22 protein-coding genes are annotated in these 24,546 nt (G+C 45.3%); 10 read left to right on the forward strand and 12 right to left on the reverse strand.

Going from position 1 to position 24,546, the window contains the following annotated elements:
- Positions 1-8: 8 nt before the first annotated feature.
- A complete protein-coding gene (locus tag K0I73_RS08215) occupies positions 9-452 on the forward strand; it encodes a nitrate reductase cytochrome c-type subunit (protein WP_258405345.1) in 444 nt (147 codons plus the stop codon).
- Between the two features lie 10 nt (positions 453-462).
- A complete protein-coding gene (locus K0I73_RS08220) occupies positions 463-1,050 on the forward strand; it encodes a cytochrome c3 family protein (RefSeq protein ID WP_220063989.1) in 588 nt (195 codons plus the stop codon).
- A 94-nt stretch (positions 1,051-1,144) separates the two neighbouring features.
- On the opposite strand, the gene K0I73_RS08225 is transcribed toward K0I73_RS08220, so the two are convergent.
- Positions 1,145-2,065, reverse strand: a complete 921-nt coding sequence (locus K0I73_RS08225) for a LysR family transcriptional regulator (protein WP_220063990.1) — start codon at positions 2,063-2,065, stop codon at positions 1,145-1,147.
- A 344-nt stretch (positions 2,066-2,409) separates the two neighbouring features.
- On the opposite strand from K0I73_RS08225, the gene K0I73_RS08230 reads away from it, so the two are divergent.
- Positions 2,410-2,850, forward strand: a complete 441-nt coding sequence (locus tag K0I73_RS08230; RefSeq protein ID WP_220063991.1) for an excinuclease — start codon at positions 2,410-2,412, stop codon at positions 2,848-2,850.
- A 98-nt stretch (positions 2,851-2,948) separates the two neighbouring features.
- On the opposite strand, the gene ilvN is transcribed toward K0I73_RS08230, so the two are convergent.
- The 5 genes from ilvN to K0I73_RS08255 form a co-directional block, all read right to left on the reverse strand.
- Positions 2,949-3,443 carry an acetolactate synthase small subunit gene (gene ilvN / locus K0I73_RS08235; protein WP_220063992.1) on the reverse strand — a complete coding sequence of 165 codons (495 nt, stop codon included), beginning with the start codon at positions 3,441-3,443 and terminating at the stop codon, positions 2,949-2,951.
- Positions 3,443-5,164, reverse strand: a complete 1,722-nt coding sequence (locus tag K0I73_RS08240) for an acetolactate synthase 3 large subunit (RefSeq protein WP_220063993.1) — start codon at positions 5,162-5,164, stop codon at positions 3,443-3,445. Before K0I73_RS08240 ends, ilvN begins: the two co-directional genes overlap by 1 nt.
- Before the next feature lie 379 nt (positions 5,165-5,543).
- Positions 5,544-6,776, reverse strand: coding sequence for a multidrug effflux MFS transporter (locus K0I73_RS08245; protein WP_258405323.1), 1,233 nt, complete (start codon positions 6,774-6,776; stop codon positions 5,544-5,546).
- 243 nt (positions 6,777-7,019) lie between these two features.
- Positions 7,020-7,895, reverse strand: coding sequence for a class II glutamine amidotransferase (locus tag K0I73_RS08250; RefSeq protein WP_220063994.1), 876 nt, complete (start codon positions 7,893-7,895; stop codon positions 7,020-7,022).
- A 249-nt stretch (positions 7,896-8,144) separates the two neighbouring features.
- Positions 8,145-8,798 carry a glutathione S-transferase gene (locus tag K0I73_RS08255; RefSeq protein ID WP_220063995.1) on the reverse strand — a complete coding sequence of 218 codons (654 nt, stop codon included), beginning with the start codon at positions 8,796-8,798 and terminating at the stop codon, positions 8,145-8,147.
- A 326-nt stretch (positions 8,799-9,124) separates the two neighbouring features.
- Between K0I73_RS08255 and trhO the strand changes: the two genes are divergently transcribed.
- The 4 genes from trhO (at position 9,125) to K0I73_RS08275 (ending at position 13,120) form a co-directional block, all read left to right on the forward strand.
- Complete coding sequence (gene trhO / locus K0I73_RS08260) at positions 9,125-10,108, forward strand: oxygen-dependent tRNA uridine(34) hydroxylase TrhO (protein WP_220064312.1); 984 nt, start codon at positions 9,125-9,127, stop codon at positions 10,106-10,108.
- Positions 10,109-10,539: 431 nt separating this feature from the next.
- Positions 10,540-11,013, forward strand: coding sequence for a transcriptional regulator SlyA (gene slyA, locus K0I73_RS08265; RefSeq protein WP_220063996.1), 474 nt, complete (start codon positions 10,540-10,542; stop codon positions 11,011-11,013).
- Between the two features lie 9 nt (positions 11,014-11,022).
- Positions 11,023-12,081: an HlyD family secretion protein gene (locus K0I73_RS08270; RefSeq protein ID WP_220063997.1), complete on the forward strand. Its 1,059-nt coding sequence runs from the start codon at positions 11,023-11,025 to the stop codon at positions 12,079-12,081.
- A gap of 7 nt (positions 12,082-12,088) precedes the next feature.
- Entirely contained in the window at positions 12,089-13,120 is a 1,032-nt protein-coding gene (locus K0I73_RS08275; RefSeq protein WP_220063998.1) for a DUF2955 domain-containing protein, read from the forward strand.
- Positions 13,121-13,250: 130 nt separating this feature from the next.
- On the opposite strand, the gene K0I73_RS08280 is transcribed toward K0I73_RS08275, so the two are convergent.
- Both K0I73_RS08280 and K0I73_RS08285 read right to left on the reverse strand, forming a co-directional pair.
- The gene (locus K0I73_RS08280; RefSeq protein WP_220063999.1) at positions 13,251-14,078 is read right to left on the reverse strand and encodes a slipin family protein; all 828 of its coding nucleotides are present in this window, start codon (positions 14,076-14,078) and stop codon (positions 13,251-13,253) included.
- Entirely contained in the window at positions 14,065-15,705 is a 1,641-nt protein-coding gene (locus tag K0I73_RS08285) for an NfeD family protein (RefSeq protein ID WP_258405324.1), read from the reverse strand. Before K0I73_RS08285 ends, K0I73_RS08280 begins: the two co-directional genes overlap by 14 nt.
- A 266-nt stretch (positions 15,706-15,971) precedes the next feature.
- On the opposite strand from K0I73_RS08285, the gene yegD reads away from it, so the two are divergent.
- Together yegD and K0I73_RS08295 are read left to right on the forward strand one after the other, a co-directional pair.
- Complete coding sequence (gene yegD, locus K0I73_RS08290; RefSeq protein WP_220064000.1) at positions 15,972-17,342, forward strand: molecular chaperone; 1,371 nt, start codon at positions 15,972-15,974, stop codon at positions 17,340-17,342.
- Between the two features lie 55 nt (positions 17,343-17,397).
- Entirely contained in the window at positions 17,398-17,895 is a 498-nt protein-coding gene (locus K0I73_RS08295; RefSeq protein ID WP_220064314.1) for a CreA family protein, read from the forward strand.
- 184 nt (positions 17,896-18,079) lie between these two features.
- On the opposite strand, the gene K0I73_RS08300 is transcribed toward K0I73_RS08295, so the two are convergent.
- From K0I73_RS08300 to pdsR, 4 genes are all read right to left on the reverse strand, one after another.
- Positions 18,080-18,829: a substrate-binding periplasmic protein gene (locus K0I73_RS08300; protein WP_220064001.1), complete on the reverse strand. Its 750-nt coding sequence runs from the start codon at positions 18,827-18,829 to the stop codon at positions 18,080-18,082.
- Positions 18,830-19,404: 575 nt separating this feature from the next.
- Positions 19,405-20,580: a cystathionine beta-lyase gene (locus K0I73_RS08305; RefSeq protein ID WP_220064315.1), complete on the reverse strand. Its 1,176-nt coding sequence runs from the start codon at positions 20,578-20,580 to the stop codon at positions 19,405-19,407.
- Between the two features lie 91 nt (positions 20,581-20,671).
- Positions 20,672-22,846 (reverse strand): proteobacterial dedicated sortase system histidine kinase, encoded by a 2,175-nt coding sequence (gene pdsS / locus K0I73_RS08310; protein WP_220064002.1) that lies wholly within the window; start codon positions 22,844-22,846, stop codon positions 20,672-20,674.
- Positions 22,847-22,848: 2 nt separating this feature from the next.
- Positions 22,849-23,541 carry a proteobacterial dedicated sortase system response regulator gene (gene pdsR / locus K0I73_RS08315; RefSeq protein WP_220064003.1) on the reverse strand — a complete coding sequence of 231 codons (693 nt, stop codon included), beginning with the start codon at positions 23,539-23,541 and terminating at the stop codon, positions 22,849-22,851.
- Between the two features lie 234 nt (positions 23,542-23,775).
- Here pdsR and pdsO point away from each other — a divergent pair, with 234 nt between their 5' ends.
- The gene (gene pdsO, locus K0I73_RS08320; RefSeq protein ID WP_220064004.1) at positions 23,776-24,525 is read left to right on the forward strand and encodes a sortase-associated OmpA-like protein PdsO; all 750 of its coding nucleotides are present in this window, start codon (positions 23,776-23,778) and stop codon (positions 24,523-24,525) included.
- Positions 24,526-24,546: the final 21 nt, after the last annotated feature.

The following is a 24,546-nucleotide window of genomic DNA, read 5'->3' on the forward strand; positions in this document are numbered from 1 at the left end:
CCGTGATCATGAGTGCAAGTGCTTTTGCGGCTTTTTACAGCGATGCGGCAAGTGTGCCAGATGAAAAAATTGCCACGTTAAGGCAAGCGCCAATAGCGACGAACCCTACGCCACCTGTGATGCAAAAAGTGCGCAACACAGATGTAAAAGAGGTGCGTAACTATCCGATGCAGCCGCCAGTTATTCCTCATAAGATTGATGGCTATCAAATTGATCTTAAAGTGAATAAATGTATGTCTTGCCACGCTCGCAAGCGTGTAGGTGACTCACAAGCGCCTATGGTGAGCGTGACTCACTATATGGATAGGGAAAATAATTTCTTGGCAGATTTGTCGCCAAGACGCTATTTCTGTACTCAGTGCCATGTGCCGCAGCTCGACGCGAAGATGTTAGTTGAAAATGATTTCATTGATATTGATCATCTCATTAAAGCTGAAGCGGCTAAGCACTAGGAGTTAACCCATGTTAGATAAGTTAAAAAAAATCTGGCAGGTATTAAGAAAACCGAGTGTGCATTACAGCTTAGGCTTTCTAACCTTAGGTGGATTTGTCGCTGGGGTGATCTTTTGGGGGGGATTTAACACCGCTCTAGAAGCGACAAACCAAGAGGCATTTTGTATTGGTTGTCATGAAATGGAAAATAACGTGTATCAGGAGCTAAAAACCACGATCCATTTCACTAACCGAAGTGGTGTGCGTGCAACCTGTCCTGACTGCCATGTGCCACATAACTGGACAGATAAGATCGCACGTAAGATGCAAGCATCCAAAGAAGTTTGGGGCAAGATATTTGGCACGATCAATACACGTGAGAAGTTTGAATCTAAGCGACGTGAACTCGCTGAACATGAGTGGGCACGGTTAAAAGCCAACGATTCTTTAGAGTGTCGTAACTGCCATAACTTTGATTATATGGACTTTACGCGCCAATCGACACGCGCAGCTAATATGCACTCCACATCATTAGCCAGTGGCGAGAAGACTTGTATCGATTGTCATAAAGGTATTGCTCACCACTTACCCGATATGCAAGGTGTAGAAGGTTTCTAACTTTTTACTTTTATCTCCGCTAAGCAAACGCCAGCAATCATCTCGCTGGCGTTTTTATTTCTACTTATACCATTCTCTTTATCATCGATTCGCTTCAAGAGGTCACCGAGTTGATGATCATCTCTCGCAACCAGCGGTGGCTGGAGTCGAACTCAAAATGCTCATGCCATAACAGCACGTAGGAGCCTGGTATTAACTCAGTTGGAACGGGAAGGGTGACCAACTTGAAATGCGGTATCATCTCTTGTGCGTATTTAGCTGGCGAGCACAGAATTAAGTCACTCTGCTCACATAGTTGCATTGCACAACGAAAATCAGTGAGATTGACGGCGATGTCACGTTTTAAATGTTTTATCTGCAATACATCATCGAGTAGCCAATGGGAGATCCCACCAAATGTCACTTGCAGGTGACGATATTTTAAAAAGGTGTTCAAATTCCACTCTTCATCGAGTAGTGGGTGTCCCTCACGCACAAGGCAGAGCGAATGATCGCGAGTGAGTTCGGCATAGTTTAAAGATTTTGGTAGGTTTTTAATGTGCAGTAATGAGCGGTCATCCCTTTCTCGGACGGTAATACCAAGATCATTGTCGCATCTTAACAGCCGCTCCATGCTGTCGTTATGCCAAGTATGGCTATCTATCGTGACGTTAGGCGCTTGCTTGAGGAGTTGGGGCATAAAATGGGGGTAGGTGAGTGAGTATGCCGTTTCAACCAGCTCGATTCGAAAACGTCTGCGGCTCTTTGAGGGATCGAAATCACTAGGACGCGTTAACTTTGCGACTTGATTTAATATCTGTCTTATTTCTGGACCTAACTGCTTTGCTTTAGGGGTTGGGCGCAGACCACGTGCTGTGCGTTCAAAGAGTTGGTCGTCGAAGGATTCTCTGAGCTTATTGAGCTGTTTACTCACTGCGGATTGACTTAAATGCAGGCGCTCTGCTGCTGAGGTGACACTTTGCTCCTCGAGTAATACTTCGAGTACCGTGAGTAAGTTGAAATCAAATTGCTTCAAAAAATCGCTCCCATTAGCGCTTAGGGTGAATACGCTTAGAATAATATCGATTTATTGTGGCTTTCGATATAGACAATAGATCCGTACACAAGTTAACCGTTTGATTAACCTTAGACAATAGATGTCCAAATGGATGGACAAATGGAATTTACCAATAGGCTTGAGATCTGTATTATAACCATCGGTTACTATTGTACTTTGGATACACATATTTAGTACTAAAACTCAGTATCAAAAAATTGGGCAGTAAACTAGCTGCTTCACGAAAGGGACGATCTAGGTTTACTAGATCTTATTTTTATGATCTTGGTCGAGATCATATGACATAAATGGAAATCGTCAGTATGAAAAAAATTATTCTTCTTGCTCTATCTTCACTTACTCTTTTCTCGTCATTTGCGTTTGCGAGAGATGATATCGGCGCTTATTCAATTACGGAAGTACTGAGCTCTGAAACCGCAAAAGCTAAGTTAGGTAGCGATGTACAGTTTTACTTTGGCGAACAAACTTACACTGAGCCGCTGCAAAAAATGGGTGATCTTAGAACAAACAAAAAAACGAACGCCTTTAATAAATCAGATAAAGAAGCTTGCGAGTGGGTATTTCTTTCTGCACTGATCGCACTTAAGAAGAGCGCGGTTAAGCAAGGTGGTAATGCGATAGTTAATATTAAATCTAACTATAAGAATCATCTGACATCAAGCGAAGAGACATTCCAATGTGGTGCCGGTACCATGATTGCAGGTGTGGCGCTGACGGGTGAAGTGGTTAAGCTAGCCGAATAGGTTTTGGGACTAGAATCAAGTATCTGAACTATTAAGTATAAAAACGCCAGCTATTTCCTGCTGGCGTTTTTTATGTGCAGTGTTTTGGGGTTTAGACTTTATACTCGCATCGATTTCTCGCCGCGGCACAGTCCCACAACGCCGGAGCGCGACACTTCGATGACCTTAGTCACTTCGCCAATTGCCGTAATAAAGGCATCAAGTTTATCTGAGGTGCCTGTCATCTGAATGGTGTAAAGCTCAGCGGTGACATCGACAATTTGACCGCGGAAAATATCGGCTGTTCGTTTCACTTCTTCACGGCCTGCGCCTTTAGCTTTAACTTTAACCAGTGCAAGTTCACGCTCGATATGGCTAGCCTCAGTAATATTAGATACTTTAAGAATATCGATCAGTTTATGTAACTGCTTTTCTATCTGTTCTAATACCGCCTCATCGGCAACCACCGTAATATTGAGCCGAGAAAGGGTTATATCGTCGGTTGGTGCAACCGTTAAGCTTTCAATGTTATAACCACGCTGAGAGAACAGGCCTACAACTCGTGACAATGCGCCAGGCTGGTTTTCAAGTAATACCGAAATAATACGACGCATTAGCTTTTCTCCGTTTTGCTTAACCACATTTCATTCATTGCACCGCCACGAATAAGCATAGGATAGACATGCTCAGTTTCATCGACACTAATATCGACAAATACTAGTTTGTCTTTCATTGCTAAGGCTTTAGCAAGACCTTCCTCTAGTTCTGCTGGATCGCTAATGGTCATGCCGACATGGCCATAGGCCTCGGCAATCTTGGCAAAATTGGGTACAGAATCCATATAAGAGTGAGAATGACGGCCTGAGTAGATCATATCTTGCCACTGCTTCACCATACCGAGGAAACGGTTATTTAGGTTAATGATTTTAACCGGCGTATCATATTGAAGTGCAGTAGATAGCTCTTGAATATTCATCTGAATCGAGCCATCACCCGTGACGCAAATTACCGTCTCATCTGGCATTGCCATCTTAACGCCCATGGCGGCGGGTAAGCCAAATCCCATGGTGCCTAGTCCACCAGAGTTGATCCAGCGACGGGGCTTATTAAAGGGATAATAGAGTGCGGCAAACATCTGATGTTGGCCGACATCGGATGCAACATAGGCATCACCATTGGTTAGCTTGTGAAGTGTTTCAATGACTTGCTGTGGCTTAATACGACCGCTGGTTTTGTCATACGCTAAGCTATCACGGGAACGCCATTGGTTAATTTCACTCCACCAATAATCGATAGCCGCCTCATCGTTTTTACTTGCATCATCTTCTTTAAGTAGTTCAAGCATACTGTCGAGGATATTATCCGCAGAACCAACGATAGGTATGTCAACACGTACAGTTTTGGAGATCGATGAGGGGTCGATATCGATATGTAAAATAGTCGCATTGGGGCAATATTTTTCGACGTTATTGGTGGTTCTGTCGTCGAAGCGAACTCCTATGCCAAAGATAAGATCTGAATTATGCATCGCCATATTGGCTTCATAACAGCCATGCATACCAAGCATCCCTAAGCTGTTCGCATGGGTGCCCGGAAAAGCGCCAAGGCCCATAAGCGTACTCACCACCGGGATGCCTAATTTTTCAGATATCGCTAAAATCTGTTGATCACACCCAGAGATCACCGCACCACCACCGACATAGAGTACCGGCTTTTTCGCCGCCAATAAGGCTTGTAAGCCGCGACGGATCTGGCCACGGTGTCCTGTGGTTGTGGGGTTATAGGAGCGCATGTTGATTTCATCAGGATATTGATATTCATGCAGTATTTGTGGATTTAAGCAGTCTTTTGGAATATCGACGACCACAGGGCCAGGGCGGCCAGTTGACGCAATATAAAATGCTTTTTTGATGATCTCGGGAATGTCTTTGGCATCGGTTACAAGAAAGCTGTGCTTAACCACAGGGCGTGAGATGCCTATCATGTCGCATTCTTGGAAAGCATCATTGCCAATAAGATTGCTGGGTACTTGGCCTGACAATACCACTAGCGGGATTGAATCCATATAGGCGGTCGCTATGCCTGTAATGGCATTGGTTGCGCCAGGTCCAGAAGTCACTAAGACTACGCCAACTTTCCCCGTTGCACGGGCATAGCCATCGGCCATGTGAACGGCGGCTTGTTCATGTCTAACGAGTATATGTTCGATGCCAGATTTTTGATGAAGTGCATCGTAGATATCGAGCACTGAGCCACCTGGGTAGCCGAAAATATGTTTAACGCCTTCGTCGATTAACGATCGGACGATCATGCTGGCGCCGGATAACTTCTCCATTTTTGATCCCTCATAAGTCACCGCTACGGTATGCAGTATCTTGATACAGCGACGGTAATCGCTAGAAATATAAGTTTGAAGGGTAATTCAAACTCGTTTACCACCCTGAAATTGTTTTCGAGCTAATAAGCTTGGGTGACTGTTTAAAAATGAACAGATTTTCATCATATAAAATAATCTTGTTAATTCAAACCTTTTATTGAAAAACTTTATTTAGATGAATAAAACTCAAGATCAGGCGATAAAATGAAGCCGTTTGGTGGGATAGGGCGAATTGATTTGGCTGCGATGTTATAACGGCAAACAAACGCTAAACCTAAAGCTCAATGATTTTTGACAAGTTTGGTGCAGCAAAAATAGCCTGCACCAAATAATCTCGTTAGGTTGCATCCCCCAAGGGATTGGAATGATGTGCGATAAACTGAAACAGACCCACAAGACAAACGGCACCTAGCATCAAGGCTGAAAAGGGGACCGCCGTGCCTGTATAAAAGAGCGCGAGCAGTGGCCCTGCGAGCGCACCAAAGCCAAAGCGCAAGGTGCCAATGACCGCCGTAGCCGTGCCCGTTTCTTGTTGAAACTTCATTAATACTATGGCATCGGCATTGACCGACATCACGCCGAGAAAGCCCATAAAAGGGATCAGCATTGCTACCGTATAGTGAAAACTTAATCCCAATAGATTGACCGTGAGTAACGCACTTCCTGCAATGGCGGCTAAAAAGGTTGAGACTTTTAACATTCGCCTTGAGCCAAATCGACCTACGATGCGGCTATTAATCACGTTGGCTAACATTAACGCGCCGACGTTGGTGCTAAACAAAATCGCAAACAGTGATTTATCTAAAGCGAACACCTCCATATAGACGAAAGGTGATGCGGTTAAATAGCAAAAAAAGGCAAAAGAGGTCATCACTCCGCTGGCGATATTCAGCTTAACGCCGGGTTTGGTAAACACCACTGCATAGGCGCCAAAAAACGACTTTTGACTGCGGCTTTCGAGTTGACTATCTGAAGGCATTCTTAGCTTGGTTGATACCAGTATCAGTAAAGCTAAGGCGTAGAAAGCCAGAATAAAGAAGATCAGGTGCCATTCTCCTAACTCTAAAATTAAGCTTCCTATCGTGGGGGCGATGAGCGGTGCTAGCATCATGATGAGGCTGACATAGGACATCCCTTTTGCTGTATTACTGCCATAAACCTCTTTGATATAACCTGGTACGACTACAGTAGCACCAGCGCCAATAAAGGCTTGTAAGAAGCGTAATCCTAAAAAAAGCTCAACATTGGTGACAAATGCCAATGATAGACTGATGAGCATAAAGCCAGATAAGCCAATAATGACTAAGGGGCGACGCCCTATACGGTCAGCGATCGGGCCAAAAGTCAGCATGCCTAGGGCGTAGCCCGCTAGATAGAGGCTTAATGACTGCTGTACCGTGGTGATGCTGGAGTTAAAGCTGGCTGCCAGGGTTGCCATTGCGGGCAGATACATATCAATTGCTAACGGCGTAATCGCGACAATAGCCGACAGCATAGGGATTAGTAGTGCCAAACTGGGAATGCTTACTGGAGCACGGTTGCTTGATTGCGGGATCGAAGCTTTGTTCACTTGTACCTCTTGTGACCGATAGAAACTTATATTAGGGGTGATAACAGAGATGGGATGTTATCTAGGAGAAAGCCAATTGTACGGCATCCTGAGTTGGTTTAGCTAATGGTTTATTGTGTTAGCACCGCTGCCTGTTATCGGGTTTTGTAACAAAATTTTGCGAGTTATAGAGATAAATACCGCCCCTGGGAGAGCGGTATTGTGGCACATCATTTGGGTCATAAACTTTTGCTGTTAACTTTGTTATCCAAGTTCGGCTTGGAAAGGCAAGTTGATCGGTCTTTGATACACCTTGTGATGACCACTGGCGCAGACGATATGGTTGCGATGCACCTTAGTCCAGCGACCATTGTTTTCTGTTGGTGGCTCTGAGCAGATAATAATGCACGCACTGTCGCTAGTATTGGGAGTAAAATCGATCACTCCCTTGTTATCAGATATGATGCCTTGGCCAAAAAACAGAGATGCCGGTTTCGCTTCCTCGTGCGTAGCAAACCGAGTTGCCAGGGTATGATAACCATCGGTAATGGCGAAATTAATAAATGCATTACTGTCTGCACCAACCTCTTTCCGTAACAACATAATGGTTTTTATAGTGGCTTCCATCGCCTGTTCGAGCTGACTTAAACTGGCGTTGGATATAAACCCAAGTTTATCCATGAAAAGTGCGAAGGCGTACTCCGAATCAGTATTACCTTTGATTAAATCGAACGCTCTATTGGTCAGCATATTCAGTAGAGGACGGCGAAACTTTTCGAACTGATCTAAGCGACCGTTGTGCATCCACAAGTAATGCATGCAGCCAAATGGGTGACAATTTGCCTGACTCACTGGCATGCCTTTCGATGCGTCGCGCACATGAGCAAAGTAATGTCTTGTCTCGACCTTCTCGGCGATTGTCTTCAGGTTGCGGTTACTCCATGCGGGATCGACGTTAACAAATGTCGCTGGTATGGGATCGTCTTGAGTTGGGTACCAACCCAAACCAAATCCGTCTGCATTGGTGGGGACTTTACGCTTTTGCGCATATTTACTTTGCATCACCAGTGAATTTGTCGCTTGAAATACTAATGGTGACATCAAGGCTTTAGGGCCACTATAAGTTAAGAACCTGCACATGAATTCTCTTATCCAGACTAGAGTTAAAGTTGAAACGAAAGGGTTAAAGTCAAATTTAGCCCGATAAATGGGACTTACAAAGTAATATTGTCAATTGGGCTGTAAATAGCTTAACCCGGACTAGTGCGGCGAACTAGGGACACTAGATTAGGTGCGTTATTCTGTCTCTTAACCTGAGCCTATTTTAAGTGGCTCTATTGGCCACTAACTATTGGTCAATATATGGGGCGTAAAAGGGTCATCGATAGTTTATTCTGTGCCAAATAGTACGGATTTTCCGCTTTCTAGCCAAGTCGGATACTTTGTCATTATCCTCGAGAATGCTTCACTTTGAAGGTGCCTATCGAGCCACGTTTTGACATGGGGATAGGGGGCTTTGTTCCACCAAGTTAGATTGACGTGGGCAAATTGGCGTATAAAAGGAAAAATCGCAACATCGGCGATAGACACTTGTTGCCTAACAAGATTCTCTTTATCTAACAGTTGTGCTTCTAGCAGAGTCAAATAGCTTTCTGCTTTGTTTCGATAATAGTTTTCTTCATGTTCAGGATAGCGATCGGCATATTTATATCTATCGAGCCAAGGTTTAAAGTCAGTGTCGTTCTGCTTTATTAATTCAGCTGCCGTGGTTTGATGGCTAATCGAGTTTTGCGTCAGTAGATCAAGTGGATCATCTTGCTCAAGCGCCCAGCGCATAATATCTAAACTCTCATCAATCACTTTATTATCACCGAGTACCAAAACGGGTACAGTGCCCTTAGGGCTTGCTGTTAGCATAGCTTCGGGCTTGTGTTTGAGCACTATCTCTCTTAGCTCAACAGGGCGAGTTGCTAGCAAAATACCGAGTCGTGCTCGCATCGCATACGGACAACGTCGAAATGAATATAATATTGGGCGGGGCATAAACTCTCCATCTTCGAGTCGATCTTTTGTTAAAGAGATAGGTTTGACAAAAGTGCTCGCTGTTCAAATGAGATAGTTTTCACTGCTTTGAATAAGATAGCAATTAGAAATCAGAATTTAGTGGTTATTGAGTGTAAATCGTTAGTGCTGGCGCCGTTATCATTTTTGTCATAACGCCTTTGTTAACCCAATACCCTTACTTTTTATCCCTGTTTATCTGAGTGTGATTTGGGTATGATTCCGCTCCATTTTGCGCGAGAAATCACATGTTCTTGCGAGTGACTATGCACTGGGGATTAAGCCTCAGCGAGCAGATAGAGGAAAGTATGTCTCAAGTTGTTGTTTGTGCTTTATATAAGTTTGTTTCGTTACCTAACTATGCCGATATCCAACAGCCGTTATTGGCTCAGATGGAGCAAGCGAATATCAAGGGAACCTTGTTGCTTGCGACTGAGGGGATCAATGGTACCGTGGCAGGAACTCAAGCCGCCATAGATGAATTACTGGTATGGTTAAGCCAACAACCAGGCCTAGATAACATAGTTCACAAATTGTCATTCGATGATGAAATGCCATTTTATCGCACTAAGGTGAAGTTAAAAAAAGAGATCGTGACCATGGGCGTTGAGGGAATTGATCCCCGTAAGGTGGTCGGTACTTATGTTAAGCCAAAAGATTGGAACCAGCTTATTTCTGATCCCGATGTGTTACTGATCGATACTCGTAATGATTATGAGGTCAGTATCGGAACCTTTAAAAATGCGGTTGATCCTAAGACTCAAACCTTTAGAGAGTTTCCCGACTACGTGAAGGAGAATCTCGATCCAGCAAAGCATAAGAAAGTCGCTATGTTCTGTACTGGTGGTATCCGCTGCGAAAAATCCACGGCCTACCTTAAAGAGCAAGGTTTTGATGAGGTGTATCACCTTGAAGGTGGTGTACTTAAATACCTTGAAGAGGTAAAACCAGAAGAGAGTATGTGGCAAGGTGAGTGTTTTGTGTTTGATAATCGCGTCTCGGTTAATCACAGCCTTGAAAAAGGGGATTACGATCAGTGTAACGCTTGTCGTTTACCTATTACCGAAGCCGATAAAGCCAGCGAGCACTATGTTAAAGGGGTTAGTTGCCCTCGCTGTATCGACAAGGTTAGTGAGAAACAGCGTCAGCGTTTCGCGGAGCGTGAGCGTCAAGTTCAGCTTGCTAATGCTCGTGGTGAGTCTCACATAGGTAGCGATGTCAACTCAGTGATAGAGAAACGCCGTCAGTATAAACTTGAGTTAAAACAAAGCCAAAACGATAGTAAAAAGTAGCCGACTTTTTTTCGTGTTAATAGTGTGCAGTTTGTGGGGGACTGACTATACTCAAATTACTGCCATTGATAAGTTGCATCGGGCGACATATAGGTTTTAAGGCAGGGTTAATAGAGTTGTAGTGGTTGGTTTTTAGGTTTAATTTCTATTAACTTTTTGAGTAAAAAGCAAAGGCGAGTATTGTATTAAGCAATGCTCGCTTTTTTATTTCTCTCTTCTTAATCTGGCGTAACAATGATCGTTATCCTACTTCGCCTAGCTAGCCTAAAATCACAGCAGTAAAGCAATAAACTCTTTTTCCTTAGGTATCAGTCTCTTCTAGTTGGAACATCTTTTTAAATTCTATTTTCCTACTCATAATCCTAATTATAGATTTACTTAGCATGCTAAATATATATAATGCTTAGCATGCTAAGTAATGAGTAACGACTATGGAAAGTATCAATCTGTTAGAAGAGTCATCTATTGGTGAGCGTTTAGGACGACTTGCGCGGCTATGGCGTATGGTTGCTGACGCAGAGTTAGCACCTTTGGGGTTAACGCATTCACGTTGGAGTGCACTATGGAAACTCTATCGCATGGGTCAAGGCATCAGCCAAAAAGAGTTGGCTGATGCCTTAGAGATTGAGTTGGCTTCATTGATGCGCACATTGGGTCAATTAGAACAACAAGGATTAATTGTTCGCCACTCTTGCTCTCACGACAAACGTGTCCGGCGAGTGTCGTTGACGACTGCTGGTGAAGAGCTACTCGATTTCATTAAACAGCGCATTATTGCGATTCGAAAAGAGTTATTTGATGGGATTAGTGTCGATGAGTTGGCCATATTTGAGAAGACGTTAACTCAGATCAGTGATAACGCGATTAAAAAGTTGCATCGCAACATGTTAAAAGATGAGGAATGAAGAGAAAGTATGACACCAGATCAACAGTTTACCCGATTAGTTAAGTTTGCCGTGGTTGGCTTTATGCTGTTATTTAGCTATTTCCTACTAGCCGATTTAAAGATGCCACTGACGACGCAGGCAATGGCGACACGAACGATCACTCTAGTCGCTCCGCAGATCAGCGGTCGTGTTATTAAGGTTGAAGTCAAAAACAATCAACACGTGAAGCAAGGCGATCTGTTATTTAGCCTAGATGCGACACCCTACCAATTAGCACTTGAGCAAGCCGAACTTTCATTAGAACAGGCCCGCCAAGATAACGCTGAACTGGATGCTTCTATTGCAGTTGCAAAAGCCGATGTAAACGCTAGCGAAACCAATTATGCCCTCAAGCAACGTGAAGCTAAGCGTTTGCAGTCACTTTATGCTAATAACAGCGTCTCGCAGCAGATGATTGATCAGGCTCAGACAGAAGTTAAGGCCAGTTTGTCACAGTTACTGGCGGTTAAAGCTCAGCTAGCTAAGGTAATGACGCTTCGAGGAGAGGCGGGTGAGGGAAATCTCAAATTACGTCAGGCAAAGAACAATGTCGAAAAGGCGAAATTGTCGCTAAGTTATGCTCAGGTTCGTGCCGAACATGATGGCGTGGTAACCAATGTGCAATTAGCGTCTGGCAACATGGTTAACAACGGGGCTGCTGTCATGGCGCTAGTGCTCGGTGATGTGGATGTTATTGCCGATTTTCGGGAAAAGAGTTTGCGTCATGTCTCGCCAGGTTCTATCGCAATGGTCACTTTTGACGGTCAGCCAGGACAACTGTATCAAGCGAGTGTGACTAGCGTTGATGCTGGCGTCAGTAATGCACAATTCGCGGCTGACGGCCGCTTGGCTACACCAACAGAATCTAATCGTTGGGTACGTGATGCCCAGCGTTTTAGATTGCATCTTGAACTCGATAAACCATTGATGAATAGTTTACCAGCAGGAGCAAAGGCCACAGTACAGCTACAGCCTGAAAATAGCTTATTTGGTATCTTGGCAAAGCTGCAAATAAAGTTTATTAGCTTGCTGCATTTCATTTACTGAGACGAGTATGCAATTGATACGTCACCACCCAATGAGCCATAACGACTTGAGGCAATGTCTTCGCATTGCAACTGGCGGAACACTGGGTTTTCTGATTAGTAAAATGATGGGGTTTAACTACGCGGTCTTTTTTACTGTGACTCCCATGCTATTGCTTGGACTCGTGCCTGTGCTCTCGGCTACTGTCACGAGACAAGTTCTTGCCTCATCGGTATTGTCGATTATTGAAGTGGGTTTGTTAGGGGGGCTTTTCGGGGGACAGCCAGTTGCGATGACCTTAATTGCGTTCGTGCTTTTTCTGTATCGCTTTGCTTGTATGTCAAAAGGCAGTTTATTCCTATTTGGTGCCAACGGCGTGATCAGCCTAAGTATCATGCTGCACTTTGCTAGCTATCCAGATACTAATGTCAACGATTTGATATTTTGTAACTTTTGGGGACATATTAGCTCCATCTGCATCGCTTTTTTAATGATGACGATCTTCCCTGATGTGATGCCACGAGCCACGACTTCAGGGGGGACTAAAGCGCCACATCGTATGCGTCATGAGGCCTTACTTGGGGCTACCGTTGCAACAATTTCGTTTTGTGCTTTTCAGGTGTTTGACCTTCGAGATTCACTATCGGCCCAGGCAACGACCTTGATTTTGCTTTTTCCCATGCATTGGAATGGCGCCTTAGGATATGCTCGCCGTCGAGCTATCGGGACGATAATTGGCGTGAGTTGTGGTTTATTAATCCAGCTCTTGCTGTATAACTGGTCGCACGAACTATTGCTGTTATTACCGCTGTTTTGGCTATTCACTTTATTGTTTAGTCAGGCGCATATTACCGAGGCGATGGGTTCTGGCGTAGGATTTGCCGGATTAACCACATTTGGAATTCTATATGGACAGAATTTGACCCCAAATAATGATCTTATCTTTAGTGGTCTTTACCGTGCTAGTAGTATCTTAGTGGCCATCGTCGCGACGCTTATTGCTTGTTATCTTGTCCATAGAATATTAAATCGCTTCGAAGTGACTCGCTTTGGTCATTAACGCTCTGTGTTAACTCTTTTCATCAATTCCGGTACATCATTTCCTATATGTCAAAGAATATGAGCCTAAGCTGGGTTGTTATTGCTTAAGCTCGTTTGCTAACTTGGCTTTGAGCCTCGCTCTAGCGCATTTATCTTCCATCACTGTCATCTGGCTTAACATTGTCGCCAGTAGCACTATGTGGGTCGCTAGGCATGGTTTTATCCATGACACCTTTGAGTAACTCCATCGGTAGAGGGAACAAGATGGTTGAATTTTTTTCGCCCGCGATCTCCGTTAATGTTTGCAGGTAACGCAGTAAAATCGCATTAGGCTCTTGGGCCAAGGTTTGCGCTGCGGTAACCAGTTTAGCCGAGGCCTCCATCTCACCTGAGGCATGAATCACCTTGGCTCGCCTTGTTCGTTCAGCTTCAGCCTGCCTAGCGATGGCGCGCACCATGGTCTCATTTAGATCCACATGCTTAATCTCGACATTTGATACCTTGATCCCCCATCCATCGGTGCGACTATCTAATATCGCTTGAATGTCGGTATTGAGCATCTCTCGATTGGCCAGCATTTCATCCAGTTCGTGCTGTCCTAGCACCGAACGCAGGGTCGTTTGTGCCAGTTGCGATGTGGCTTGCAAGTAGTCTTCTACGTTGATTATCGCCTTTTGAGCATCGATCACCCTAAAGTAGATCACCGCATTGACCTTAACGGACACATTATCCCGGCTGATCACATCTTGGGTGGGCACATCCATCACCACGGTACGCAGATCCACGCGTACCATTTGTTGGATCAACGGAATGACGATAATCAGCCCAGGTCCCTTTACTTGGTAAAATCGCCCCAACATAAAGACTACGCCTCGTTCATACTCTCGTAAGATTTTGAATGCACTAAAAAGTAACGCCAGCAGTAAAAAACCGAGCGCCATAAAGAACACCGAGGGGTTGTAACTAATTGTGTCCATTGGCTATCTCCTTAGGTGAAGGGGGAGTTGGGGTCACTGTTAGCGTGAGGTGCTCTCTTGCGACCACCTGAACTCGCTGATCCGTATGGGTCGGTTTATCGCTCACCGCAGCCCACTGTTCGCCGTCAAGGCTGACGAATCCCTTTTCAATGAATCCTTCTACAACTATGGCCACAGCGCCGACAATTGCCTCGTCACCACTGACTGGCCTATGATGACGCTGCCGCCATAGGGTGGTTAATATCCACAATGAAAACAGCAAGGCCGTAACGGTGACGGCGGCAATAAGCGGCAGCGAAATGGAAAAACGCTCGACTTCACTGTCGATGAGGAAAATTGAACCTAGGGCAAATGCGACCGCGCCGCCTAAACCAAAAATGCCGAAGCTTGGTACCATAGATTCGGCAATCAACAGGCCGATACCTAAAAGCATTAATCCCAGTCCAACATAATTGATCGGTAAGAGCTGAAAAGCATATAAAGCGATAAGCAGTGAGATGGCGCCAGTCACCCCTGCAATGCCTACGCCGGGGCTATAAAACTCGAGCAGTAAGCCGTATATACCAATTAACATTAATATATAGGCGATATTAGGGTCGGTGATGGTTGCAATAAAATGATTACGCCAACTACGATGATGCTCGATGAGTTGGGCATTGCCTAAGGTTAGTGTGAGCCTCTGATCGCCCATATCGACTTGGGTGCCATCAAGTTGAGCCAGCAGATCGGGCGCGTCATCAGCGATAAAGTTAATCACGTTTTCAGCCAAGGCTTCAGTTGCGGTCAAGGTTGCGGCTTCGGTCACCGCGCGCTCGGCAAAGTCGATGTTACGATTGCGCAGTGTCGCTAATGCTCGAATACTTGCAAGGGCATCATTTAAGATTTTGCGCTCCATTGCACTGCTATTATCTGTTGGGGGCTGTTTATTACTATTCTTATCACTATCTCCTTCTCCGTCATTTTTACTGCCTTGCTCCACTGCACCGTCGTCACTATTTGGAGAGGGCGGATTGGGAGCTGGGGACATAGGCCCGCCGAGCTTGACTGGCGTTGCAGCGCCTAAGGTGGTGGCTGGTGCCATTGCGGCGATATGACAAGCGTACAAGATATAGGTTCCGGCGCTCATGGCTCTGGCACCAGATGGCGAGACTAAGCATGCGATAGGAATGGTTGATGTCAAAATGGCTTGGTTGATGGTGTGTAAACTAGTGACAAGGCCGCCAGGCGTATCCATAGTGATCATCAGTAATGGCGGCTGCTGCCCTAAAGGCTGCTGATTAGCCTTAGTGATCTCATTAACCAAGTATTCGCTCACCGCTGGACCTATTGCCCCCTCAAAACGTAATAACGGCACCTTCTGTGGCGTGTGCTCCTGCTGCTTGATAACGGGTTGTTCAGTAGCTTGCTGAGACAGATCATTGAGCCGCTCAGATGCGCCGGTGTCAGCTAAGGTCATAGCAGTGCTTGAGGCACTAACACTCAGTAATAACAATATAAACAGGCCTATGATGTTGGTCATTATCTCGCTTCGTCGCCCTTGGTTAACCCAAGGCCAATTCATCCGTCTGCGGTGGATGATCTTTTCACCCTTGCATCCCCATCTTGCAGATCTTAATTGTGCGGTCATAACGGCATCCTAAGTCGAGCTAATATTAAGCTTAGTCGAATTAACTTCATCGGACAGGCGGTTATGCTCGAAATGACAATGGAACAAGGCTGTCAGCAGATTCCCGTTGTTGCGGTGATACCCGTTGCGACGTGTAAGACGGTGGCCTATTGGTTCCTTCAGTCAGGTGATTTAGGTGTTGGCCCACTATTATTTTATGACGCTGGTTGTCTTTTAGTGGGAGTGTGCTATTTTGCACGGCTTTTTATTAGTTGGAGCCTTTTAGCATGTTTGTTGGATTCGATTACGGCAGTGCCAACTGCGCCATTGGCGTGATGGAGCAAGGCGAAGTCAAATTACTACCGTTAGCCACTAATTCTAATTACTTGGTTTCAACGCTTTACGCTCTCGATCGCGATTTAATTTGCGAAGCTGTGCTTAAGGCGCTGCCCAGCGATCAGCAAGCCGATTATGCCAAGCTTCGTGCCGCCCAGCTTAGCCGTGCGCGCCATGCACGCCATACATTAGATCTCGACAACGACGAGCAAGCCGTCTTTGTGGGTGAGGCGGCAGTGCAGCACTATCTGGATATGCCTGAAGAGGGCTTTTATGTCCGCTCACCTAAATCATTTTTAGGTGCGACCGGGCTACGCGCGGATCAAGTGGCCTTGTTCGAAGATATCGTCACCATGATGATGCTGCATATTAAAAAGCTTGCCGATAAACTACCCAGTAGCGCTTCTAATGGCATCACTCATGCGGTCATTGGCCGTCCGGTAAATTTCCAAGGTATTGGCGGTGAAGAGAGCAACCAGCAGGCTGAGCGTATTTTAACCTTAGCCGCGCAGCGGGCGGGCTTTACCGCTGTGGCGTTTCTGTTTGAGCCATTAGCTGCGGGGATGGATTTCGAAGCAAGCCTAACGGTCGACAATACGGTATTAGTGGTCGATGTCGGCGGCGGTACGACCGATTGCTCTGTCGTTAAAATGGGGCCATCTCATATCGATAAAGCCGATCGCAGTGATGACTTCTTAGGCCATAGCGGCCAGCGCATTGGTGGTAACGATCTTGATATCGCATTGGCGATGAAAGCCTTTATGCCCTATTTGGGCTTAGAGACTAAAATGGTCAATGGCTTACCCGTTCCCAGTAAGCCATTTTGGAATGCGGTAGCGGTAAATGATATTAGTGCACAGCGAGAGTTTGCTACTCTCGGCAGTAGTAATATGATTAAGGACCTGATTAAAGATGCCGAGCGTACCGATCTTTTACAGCGCTTATTAAAAGTGCAGCAAGAACAGTTGGGTTACCGCATTGTAAGGAGCGCCGAAGGGGCAAAAATTGCGCTGTCCGACAGTACCCAGATCCAAATCTCGTTAGATTATATCTGTGATAAACTCCATGCTGATGTGAATGAGTCTATGTTTGTTGACGCCATAAGTCAGCCTGTGCGTCAGATCCAGAGTTTAATGGCTCAGGCGTTAAGCGACGCCCAAGTCACGCCTGATATTATCTATGTCACCGGGGGCACAGCTAAGAGTCCCGCGATTTACGCCAGTATTGCGGCTAACTATCCCGATATCGAGATAGTGGTGGGCGATCATTTTGGTAGTGTCACCGCGGGATTAACTCGTTGGTCACAAAAAGTATTTGGGTAGGGGTTATTCATAGATATTTACCCAGTACAGAGGATGTAAAATGGGAATACTAGAGATGAAAAGTAACGGCAAACTCAGCAAAGCGGTACTGCTTGCGACCTTATTGTTTAGCATGAGTGGTTGTGGCGATGATGTTGGTAAGGTCAGTCTTGGGATGTTTACCACCAAGGATGTGATTATCGACGCGCGCAGCGATCCAAAAGTGCCAGGTGTGACCTGCCATATTAGCCGAATAGAAGCGAATCTCGACTTTGCCGACCCCTCAGATATGGGGATCGCCTGTCGTCAAACTGGGCCGATTACTGCTGCAGATATTGCGGCTATTGATAAAAGCCATAACGGTGAGGTGGTGTTTAAGGCATCGCTGAGCATCTTATTTAAAGTACTTAAGGTTCGCCGCATCTATGATGCTGAAAATCAAACCCTGATCTACCTGTCGTACTCAACGAAAGAAACCAATGGCAGTCATAAGCATGCGATCTCGACCGTGCCTTTATACGGCACACAAGCTTGGCAAGATCCTACTAGCGTGGCTGGTAAACCTGCGCATTAGGACCGCTTAAAGGCGAGTTGAAAGGACGTTAAACCAGAGTTTATAGCTTTTAATCAAATACGTAGCTTTACTATTAAGTGATGGGTGAAGCTTAATGCAACATGTTGAAACAGTTAAGAGTCTATGAAACTTGGGACTAAGCTGTTTTTGTGTGTGGCTGGCAACAAGGCTTGTTATAGAGAATTTACTGCGCCGTTAGTCCAAATTTCGCATAAATGGAATCTACTCTTCCATTTTTCACCATGTCCAATATAGCATTTTGAAGTGCTTTTGCCTGAGGGTGGTTTTTAGGCATTCCATAATAGTTTCCTATTATGTTTGGATAGTAATAACCAGCTATTTGATAGCCAGTATATTCAACTACTTTTAACTCAGCTTCAAGGGCTGGTAGATCTAACACAATAATCACATCTATTCGTCGTGCTTCTAACATTCTCGCGAGGTTGAAATCATCGTTAACGATTGTTTTTTGTATCTGGGTATCGCTATCAAATTTTTCGAAATAAGCCGTTCCTCTTTTCACCCCAACGTTTAGATTTTTTAAGTCTTCATAACGGTTTATTATTGGCCCATCATCGCGGGTAACAAAAACGATATTACGTTCCTGTTGACTTATTGGGCCGATAAAATCAATAAACATTTGCCGATCATTTGTGCGTATTACTCGGGGAACAATGTCAACATTACCAATCTTTCTAAGTTTGGCCAGACTACGGGGAAAGGGGGCTATACGCCAATGAATACTGAAACCTATGTTGTTAGCAGCCTCTTCAATAATGTCCTTAAGTGGCCCACTAATGTGTTGATTTTCAGCGTCGATAACCATTTCTGGTGGTCGAGGCCTAAAGTCAGCGTTGAGAACATTGGCGAAAGTTATTGTGCTAAACAGTAAACAGGTCAGTGGTACAAAAATATTCTTAATACATTGCAACATGTTTGGTACCGCTTAAGAATTTGCTCTAGTTAGTATAAACAACTTTGAGAAGAGGACAAAAGCAGATCATAGGTTTATTTTTCATAAAACAATGCGTTATACCAATCAGTATAAAGATGTGATCGCTCAGTGAGAATTTACCGTTTATGAGGCAAGGTTTTTAACTGCTCCTCGGCTAGCATCCTCGGCTAGCATCCTCGGTAACCGCTTCATGCGTAACCCTACCTTCTAAATCCCTTCAGTCGTGCATTAAAGACATACAAGACCTTTTTTGTTTGCAACGAGAGAAGAGCTTAGTTGAACTAGGGTCAAACTCGTTCACCTTGCATCAAAAGTGCTAAAACTCGCCTGTTAGGCGTGTTTATTACCTTTCTACTTCTGTGTTGAATGGTCCCGCGAAGGAACAACCATTCCCATCAATTCGTCTTGAATTAGTTGCCAAAAAACTTGCTGAGTAGATCACTTTCTTATTCTGATTGGTATAACGATAAAATATTAGGCTTAGTGTCGCTGTTGACTCACCGCCAAGCCTAATTTTATTGTTCTCTCTGACGTTAATTCTTAACTTATCGGAGTTAACCTTGTACTCGATTTAAACGCTCAAACCCACCGCTGAGATCGGCAATGAGATCATCTGGGTTTTCAAGTCCGATATGTAAGCGAATTAATGGCTTACTGTTGTCCCATTGGGTTGCTGTGCGTAGCTTATCTATGCCAAAAACGCCGAGAATAAGGCTTTCATAGCCGCCCCAAGAGAAGCCCATCTTAAAGTGCTCCATGTTCTCTACAAACGCGGTAACCGATTTGAGGTTGCCTTGCTTTAATACAAATGAGAATAAGCCATTGGAGGCACTAAAATCCCGTTTAAAAAATTCGTGTCCAGGACAGGTTTCAAAGGCTGGGTGGCGGATATGGTCTACCTCGGGTCTCGTTAGCAACCAATTAGCGACTTTAAGGGCATTCTGTTCATGTTGCGCCATACGCACGCCTAGGGTACGCAGTCCGCGACTGGCGAGATAGACGTCATCAGCAGAGGTGCATTGGCCCATCAAGTAGCTATTTTCTCGCAGTTGATCCCAGTGCTGACTATTGGCCGTGGCGGTGCCCATCATGACATCTGAGTGGCCAACAATATACTTGGTTGCGGCCTGAATTGAGATATCAACCCCCATCTCGAAAGGGCGGGAGTTGATAGGTGATGCCCAGGTATTATCTAACATGACCACAATATTGTGCTGATGGGCAATACGACTAAGGGTCGGAACATCTTGTACTTCCATGGTAATAGAGCCAGGAGATTCGAGAAATAACACCTTAGTATTTGGGCGAATAAGCGCCGCGATATCATCGCCGATCATCGGGTCATAGTAAGTGGTTTCTATGCCGAATCCTTTAAGCAGTTTATCGCATAGATCACGAGTAGGTTCGTAGGCGCTATCGACCATTAATAGATGATCGCCCGCCTTGAGAAAAGAGAGTAGCGCACCAGAAATCGCTGCCGAGCCTGAAGGATAGAGGGTTGTGCCTACGCCGCCTTCGAGTTCAGCTATGGCTGCTTGAAATGCAAAATGGGTTGGTGTGCCGCGACGACCATAAAACATCTCACCGTTAGCACGATTTTTGGTCGCAAAGCGCATCTCTTCCATAGTGTCAAAAACCACAGTAGATGCTCTAAACACCGGCGGGTTAATCACCCCTTTGCTCCATTTTTTATCTCTGCCAACACTGACTATTTGAGTCTCTTTTTTCATCGCTTCATCCCACATCTTAATTGCTATTTTAGCCATCTTAACATCTAAATGGCTAAATGAAAGTGAGTTATTTACAGCTTATTTCCATATCTTATATCAGGTTTATTGGGAGCCTGATGGTGAACTCTACTCCGAGGTGTTTGCCATCGATGACCCTGTCTTTAGCACTAATACTGCCATGGTGGAACTCTGCGATTAACCGCGCAATATAGAGTCCCAGCCCAAGGTGAGGTTTGTCTTGGGTTTGTTGATGCCTAACCGACACCATAGACTCAAAGATCTGCTCACTCATGTTGTCAGGTAGTGCAGGGCCTTGGTTATAGATAGATAAGATAGCCATTTTGCCTTTTGCACTAAGTTTAACTTCGATTGCAGAGCCTGCTTGATTAAATTCAATGGCGTTGGCAATAAGCTTGTCCATTAACTGCGCGATATATTCAGGAACCCCATGCATCGACAAGGGATCTTGACAGATATCGACCTGAAAACGCTGTTTAGGGTAGGTTATCTGATAGCCTTGCATGCAACCTGAGACGACCTTGGAAAGTGGAAATAGATCGACTTCTGCGTGGGTTAGTGCCTCTTCAAGCCGAGTGGCTTCACTCATGTTGTTGAGGATCATATTTAGCCGACTAACCCCTTCTTGCGCGCGATCTACGTACTTTTGATGTGATGGCGATAGTTCTTGGAGCGCTAAGTGCTCAAGTGAAGAACGGACAACGGCAACTGGTGTGCGCAGTTCATGGGACAATCTCGATGACATATTTTCCAGATAATGGGTATATTGCCCGAGGCGGCTTACAATACTGGCAAAGCTACGGGAGAGATCGCCAATTTCATCGCGTACTTTTGAGCCGACAATGGCTTGTTTAATCCGGCCTTGGCTATCGATAGCTTGCTCGGCTTCATCCCTGAGTTTTCGGATACGGCTAGAGATGCTAGATGCGAAGAAGAACAGGGCTAATGTGCCCATGCTCATCACTGTGAGAATCACGTTAAACAGTTTTTCTAGCGCTTTGTTGCGCAGGGTTCTGATCCCGTGCGTGGTTTCCTCTGCGACCACCACGCCCATTACGGTATCATCTATCCAGATTGGGCTGGCGGCCGCTAGTACAACGGCTTTGCCGTCAGGTGTCAGCCGCCAAGTCGAACCAAGGCGCCCCGAGAGCGCGCGACGAATATGGCTTCCTTCCAATACGGTTGAGTCTTTTAACGAGTCGACAAAATCCTTAGGTGGCGTAGTTAGAATTCGATAATAAAAGGGGTGAAGATAGTCTCGCTTAAAGCGTCCCCAGTAACTGTCATCTTGTTGCTCTTTGGTGGTCTGCGCCCAGACATTGGTGCTGGTATGAATATCGCCAGATTTTGCCAGCACACGTCCATGTTTATCAACTACCCAAATTCGTGAGCTATTATGGCTCATCCCTTTGATAATACTTTCAATTTCTGGCGATGGAACTAAGACTGTGCCTAAGTTTTCGACATCATCGGTACTCGATGTCCCTACAATAGCTTCTACCTGACGAGACTTACGATCGTTGACATCAATGACTGCAAAACCGAGTTTACTCCCAACCATTTCCAGAGGGATCCGTAACTCTACATTGTAGCCTTTGTCGGTTTTTAGCCATTTACCCTGGATCTTAATCTCGGGCGTGACAGGAGCTCTAAGCTTCGGATTTTCTGGTAGTTCAAATGCGCTGATCCAGCCATCTCTGATGGTTGCGACTATGTAGCGGCGAAACTTACCATCTGGTGCCAAAGTCGCGATAGCTAGGTGATCGTTATTGTCGATACGCAGGCTATTGGTGCCGCGATAAACCACATTAGGATCGGTAACCTCAAAGAAACCATAGAGATAGCCGGCGTACTTGCCGACCATATGGGTAAAATCAACCTTCAGGGGTTTGGTTTCATCGGCGCTAAATAGTTGATGATGTTCTCCATAATGAAGGGCTCGATGACGATAACTTGACCAATCGCCGAGTTTACCATCAAGCTGGATCGGCCCCGCTAATGGGTAAGCGTAAAGGTCGCGTCCTTGCTCAACTTGCGACAGGAAACTGGCTTGTTTATCGAACAGTTTTGGCCGTTCATGTAGCGCGGTGGCCAATGCTTGGGTGGTCCCTTCGAGGGTTTTTTCTTGGCCATGTCTAAGGTATTTTTCCATCTCCCAGACATATTGGTACCCAAGCCAAGGTAGGCAAAGCAAAAACAGCGATAAGATGGCCACTTTTGTGCGCAGGCCAATAGGAAGATGGAGCATGATTAACCTTGATTGTCCCAACGGTAACCCATGCCATAGACGGTATCGATACAGTCAAAGCTATCGTCTTGGGCAATGAATTTCTTACGGATCCGTTTTACATGTGAAGTAATGGTACTGTCATCGACATAAATTTTCGCGTCTTGCATCAAGGCTTGACGACTACGAACATGGCCAGGATGTTTGGCAAGCGCATGAACCATCCAAAACTCGGTCACCGTTAGTTCAATGGGTTGCTGTTTCCAATAGACTTGGATCCGATTGACATCTATGGTGAGGTTGCCATGTTCAATCAGGTTCTCCATTAAGCTAGCGCTATTTTGTAGTTCCGAACGTCTAAATAGTGCCGCTAAGCGAGCAATGAGATGGGGAAAGCTGACATCTTTACTCAAATAGTCATCGGCGCCTAAGCGTAGGCCGCATACCGTATCAAAGTCGCTGTCTCTTGCAGTTAAAAAAATGATTGGCAGACTGCTCGACATCGCTCTAAGTGACTGACAAAGCGCAAAGCCTCCATCTATCTCGTTTTCTAAGCCAATGTCGATAATCGCAAGATCAGGCAAGCGAGTTGTAAATGCTTGCAGTGCTGTGGGGCGGTTAGCATATGCCTGGACACTGTATCCCTGCTGCTGAAGCACCTCTTTGTAATTTTCGCGGATAGCCGCTTCATCTTCCACTATAGCGATACGTTTCATGGTCCACTCATTGGGTTTTAACTGATTAATTGTTTGTGACTATACAGTAATTTTTTACTGAAAAAAGTGGTTGAAGCCAATTGCCATTTTGTTGCCACAATTGGTAGCTGCAATGCCATTTTTGCTCCCTGTCCGTGCCATTTAGCTGCGGTTTAATGAGCTCATCGAAACGAACCTAGCGGTTCACTTATTCAAGCAAGTTAGTTAAGACCACACACTTTAAGGAAGACCATTATGAAAAAGCAGATCCTAGCAGCACTTATCACTACCACCTTAGTGACCAGCTCTATGACCTATGCAGCATCTGTTCAAGGCCAAGAGGTAGCGTCTGAATCTTCAGATCAAGAGGCGTTAATTGGTGTTGGCTCGGGTATTGTACTGGGGGCCGTCGTTGGCGGGCCTGTTGGCGCCATTATCGGCGCATTTACTGGCGGAATGATTGGTCAGTCGGTTGCCGATGACAGTGAGATAAAGTTGCAACAGGCGCAGTTGGCGCAGCAAGAGAGTGAAATCGCAGTGTTGAATCAAGAGAAACAACATTTCGAAAGTCTCAGTGAGCAATATGCGAGTGCGCAACGAGAACTTGAAAGCCTTAAGCAGCGTCAAGGTACGCGATTAGAAGAGCTCGCACTCGGGCTTAATGTGCAGTTTAAGACGGGGTCTTCTGAGGTGGAATCACACTTTAAGGAACAACTTAATGAGGTGGCTGATGTGATGGCGATGTCACCAGAACTTAAGCTCGATCTAACAGGTTATGCCGATAGACGCGGGGAATCTAGTTATAACCAAGCCTTGTCGGAGCAACGCGTCGCCGAAGTTAGGCGTTATTTGGTTAAGCAAGGCGTTAACGAGTCTCGTTTAGATGCCAAAGCATTTGGTGCGACGGCGCCAGTGAAAGATGAGCAGAGCTTTGAAAATGACTTTTTTGATCGCCGGGTAACCATTAAGTTGCTGCCAGCCGATACCGCTATCGCCGCCAACTAGACGTCTCAAATAGAAATCAAT

The organism is Shewanella mesophila, from assembly GCF_019457515.1.
Classification (GTDB): domain Bacteria; phylum Pseudomonadota; class Gammaproteobacteria; order Enterobacterales; family Shewanellaceae; genus Shewanella; species Shewanella mesophila.

Excerpts from the sequence above, each read along its gene's own strand:
- K0I73_RS08220 (WP_220063989.1), top strand. The coding sequence starts at position 463 with ATGTTAGATAAGTTAAAAAAAATCTGGCAGGTATTAAGAAAACCGAGT.
- pdsS (WP_220064002.1), bottom strand. The coding sequence starts at position 22,846 with ATGCTCCATCTTCCTATTGGCCTGCGCACAAAAGTGGCCATCTTATCG.
- K0I73_RS08275 (WP_220063998.1), top strand. The coding sequence starts at position 12,089 with ATGCAATTGATACGTCACCACCCAATGAGCCATAACGACTTGAGGCAA.
- pdsO (WP_220064004.1), top strand. The coding sequence starts at position 23,776 with ATGAAAAAGCAGATCCTAGCAGCACTTATCACTACCACCTTAGTGACC.
- yegD (WP_220064000.1), top strand. The coding sequence starts at position 15,972 with ATGTTTGTTGGATTCGATTACGGCAGTGCCAACTGCGCCATTGGCGTG.
- K0I73_RS08280 (WP_220063999.1), bottom strand. The coding sequence starts at position 14,078 with ATGGACACAATTAGTTACAACCCCTCGGTGTTCTTTATGGCGCTCGGT.
- K0I73_RS08270 (WP_220063997.1), top strand. The coding sequence starts at position 11,023 with ATGACACCAGATCAACAGTTTACCCGATTAGTTAAGTTTGCCGTGGTT.
- K0I73_RS08300 (WP_220064001.1), bottom strand. The coding sequence starts at position 18,829 with ATGTTGCAATGTATTAAGAATATTTTTGTACCACTGACCTGTTTACTG.
- K0I73_RS08250 (WP_220063994.1), bottom strand. The coding sequence starts at position 7,895 with ATGTGCAGGTTCTTAACTTATAGTGGCCCTAAAGCCTTGATGTCACCA.
- K0I73_RS08305 (WP_220064315.1), bottom strand. The coding sequence starts at position 20,580 with ATGAAAAAAGAGACTCAAATAGTCAGTGTTGGCAGAGATAAAAAATGG.
- K0I73_RS08255 (WP_220063995.1), bottom strand. The coding sequence starts at position 8,798 with ATGCCCCGCCCAATATTATATTCATTTCGACGTTGTCCGTATGCGATG.
- K0I73_RS08240 (WP_220063993.1), bottom strand. The coding sequence starts at position 5,164 with ATGGAGAAGTTATCCGGCGCCAGCATGATCGTCCGATCGTTAATCGAC.
- slyA (WP_220063996.1), top strand. The coding sequence starts at position 10,540 with ATGGAAAGTATCAATCTGTTAGAAGAGTCATCTATTGGTGAGCGTTTA.
- pdsR (WP_220064003.1), bottom strand. The coding sequence starts at position 23,541 with ATGAAACGTATCGCTATAGTGGAAGATGAAGCGGCTATCCGCGAAAAT.
- ilvN (WP_220063992.1), bottom strand. The coding sequence starts at position 3,443 with ATGCGTCGTATTATTTCGGTATTACTTGAAAACCAGCCTGGCGCATTG.
- K0I73_RS08295 (WP_220064314.1), top strand. The coding sequence starts at position 17,398 with ATGAAAAGTAACGGCAAACTCAGCAAAGCGGTACTGCTTGCGACCTTA.
- trhO (WP_220064312.1), top strand. The coding sequence starts at position 9,125 with ATGTCTCAAGTTGTTGTTTGTGCTTTATATAAGTTTGTTTCGTTACCT.
- K0I73_RS08285 (WP_258405324.1), bottom strand. The coding sequence starts at position 15,705 with ATGACCGCACAATTAAGATCTGCAAGATGGGGATGCAAGGGTGAAAAG.
- K0I73_RS08215 (WP_258405345.1), top strand. The coding sequence starts at position 9 with ATGAGTGCAAGTGCTTTTGCGGCTTTTTACAGCGATGCGGCAAGTGTG.
- K0I73_RS08230 (WP_220063991.1), top strand. The coding sequence starts at position 2,410 with ATGAAAAAAATTATTCTTCTTGCTCTATCTTCACTTACTCTTTTCTCG.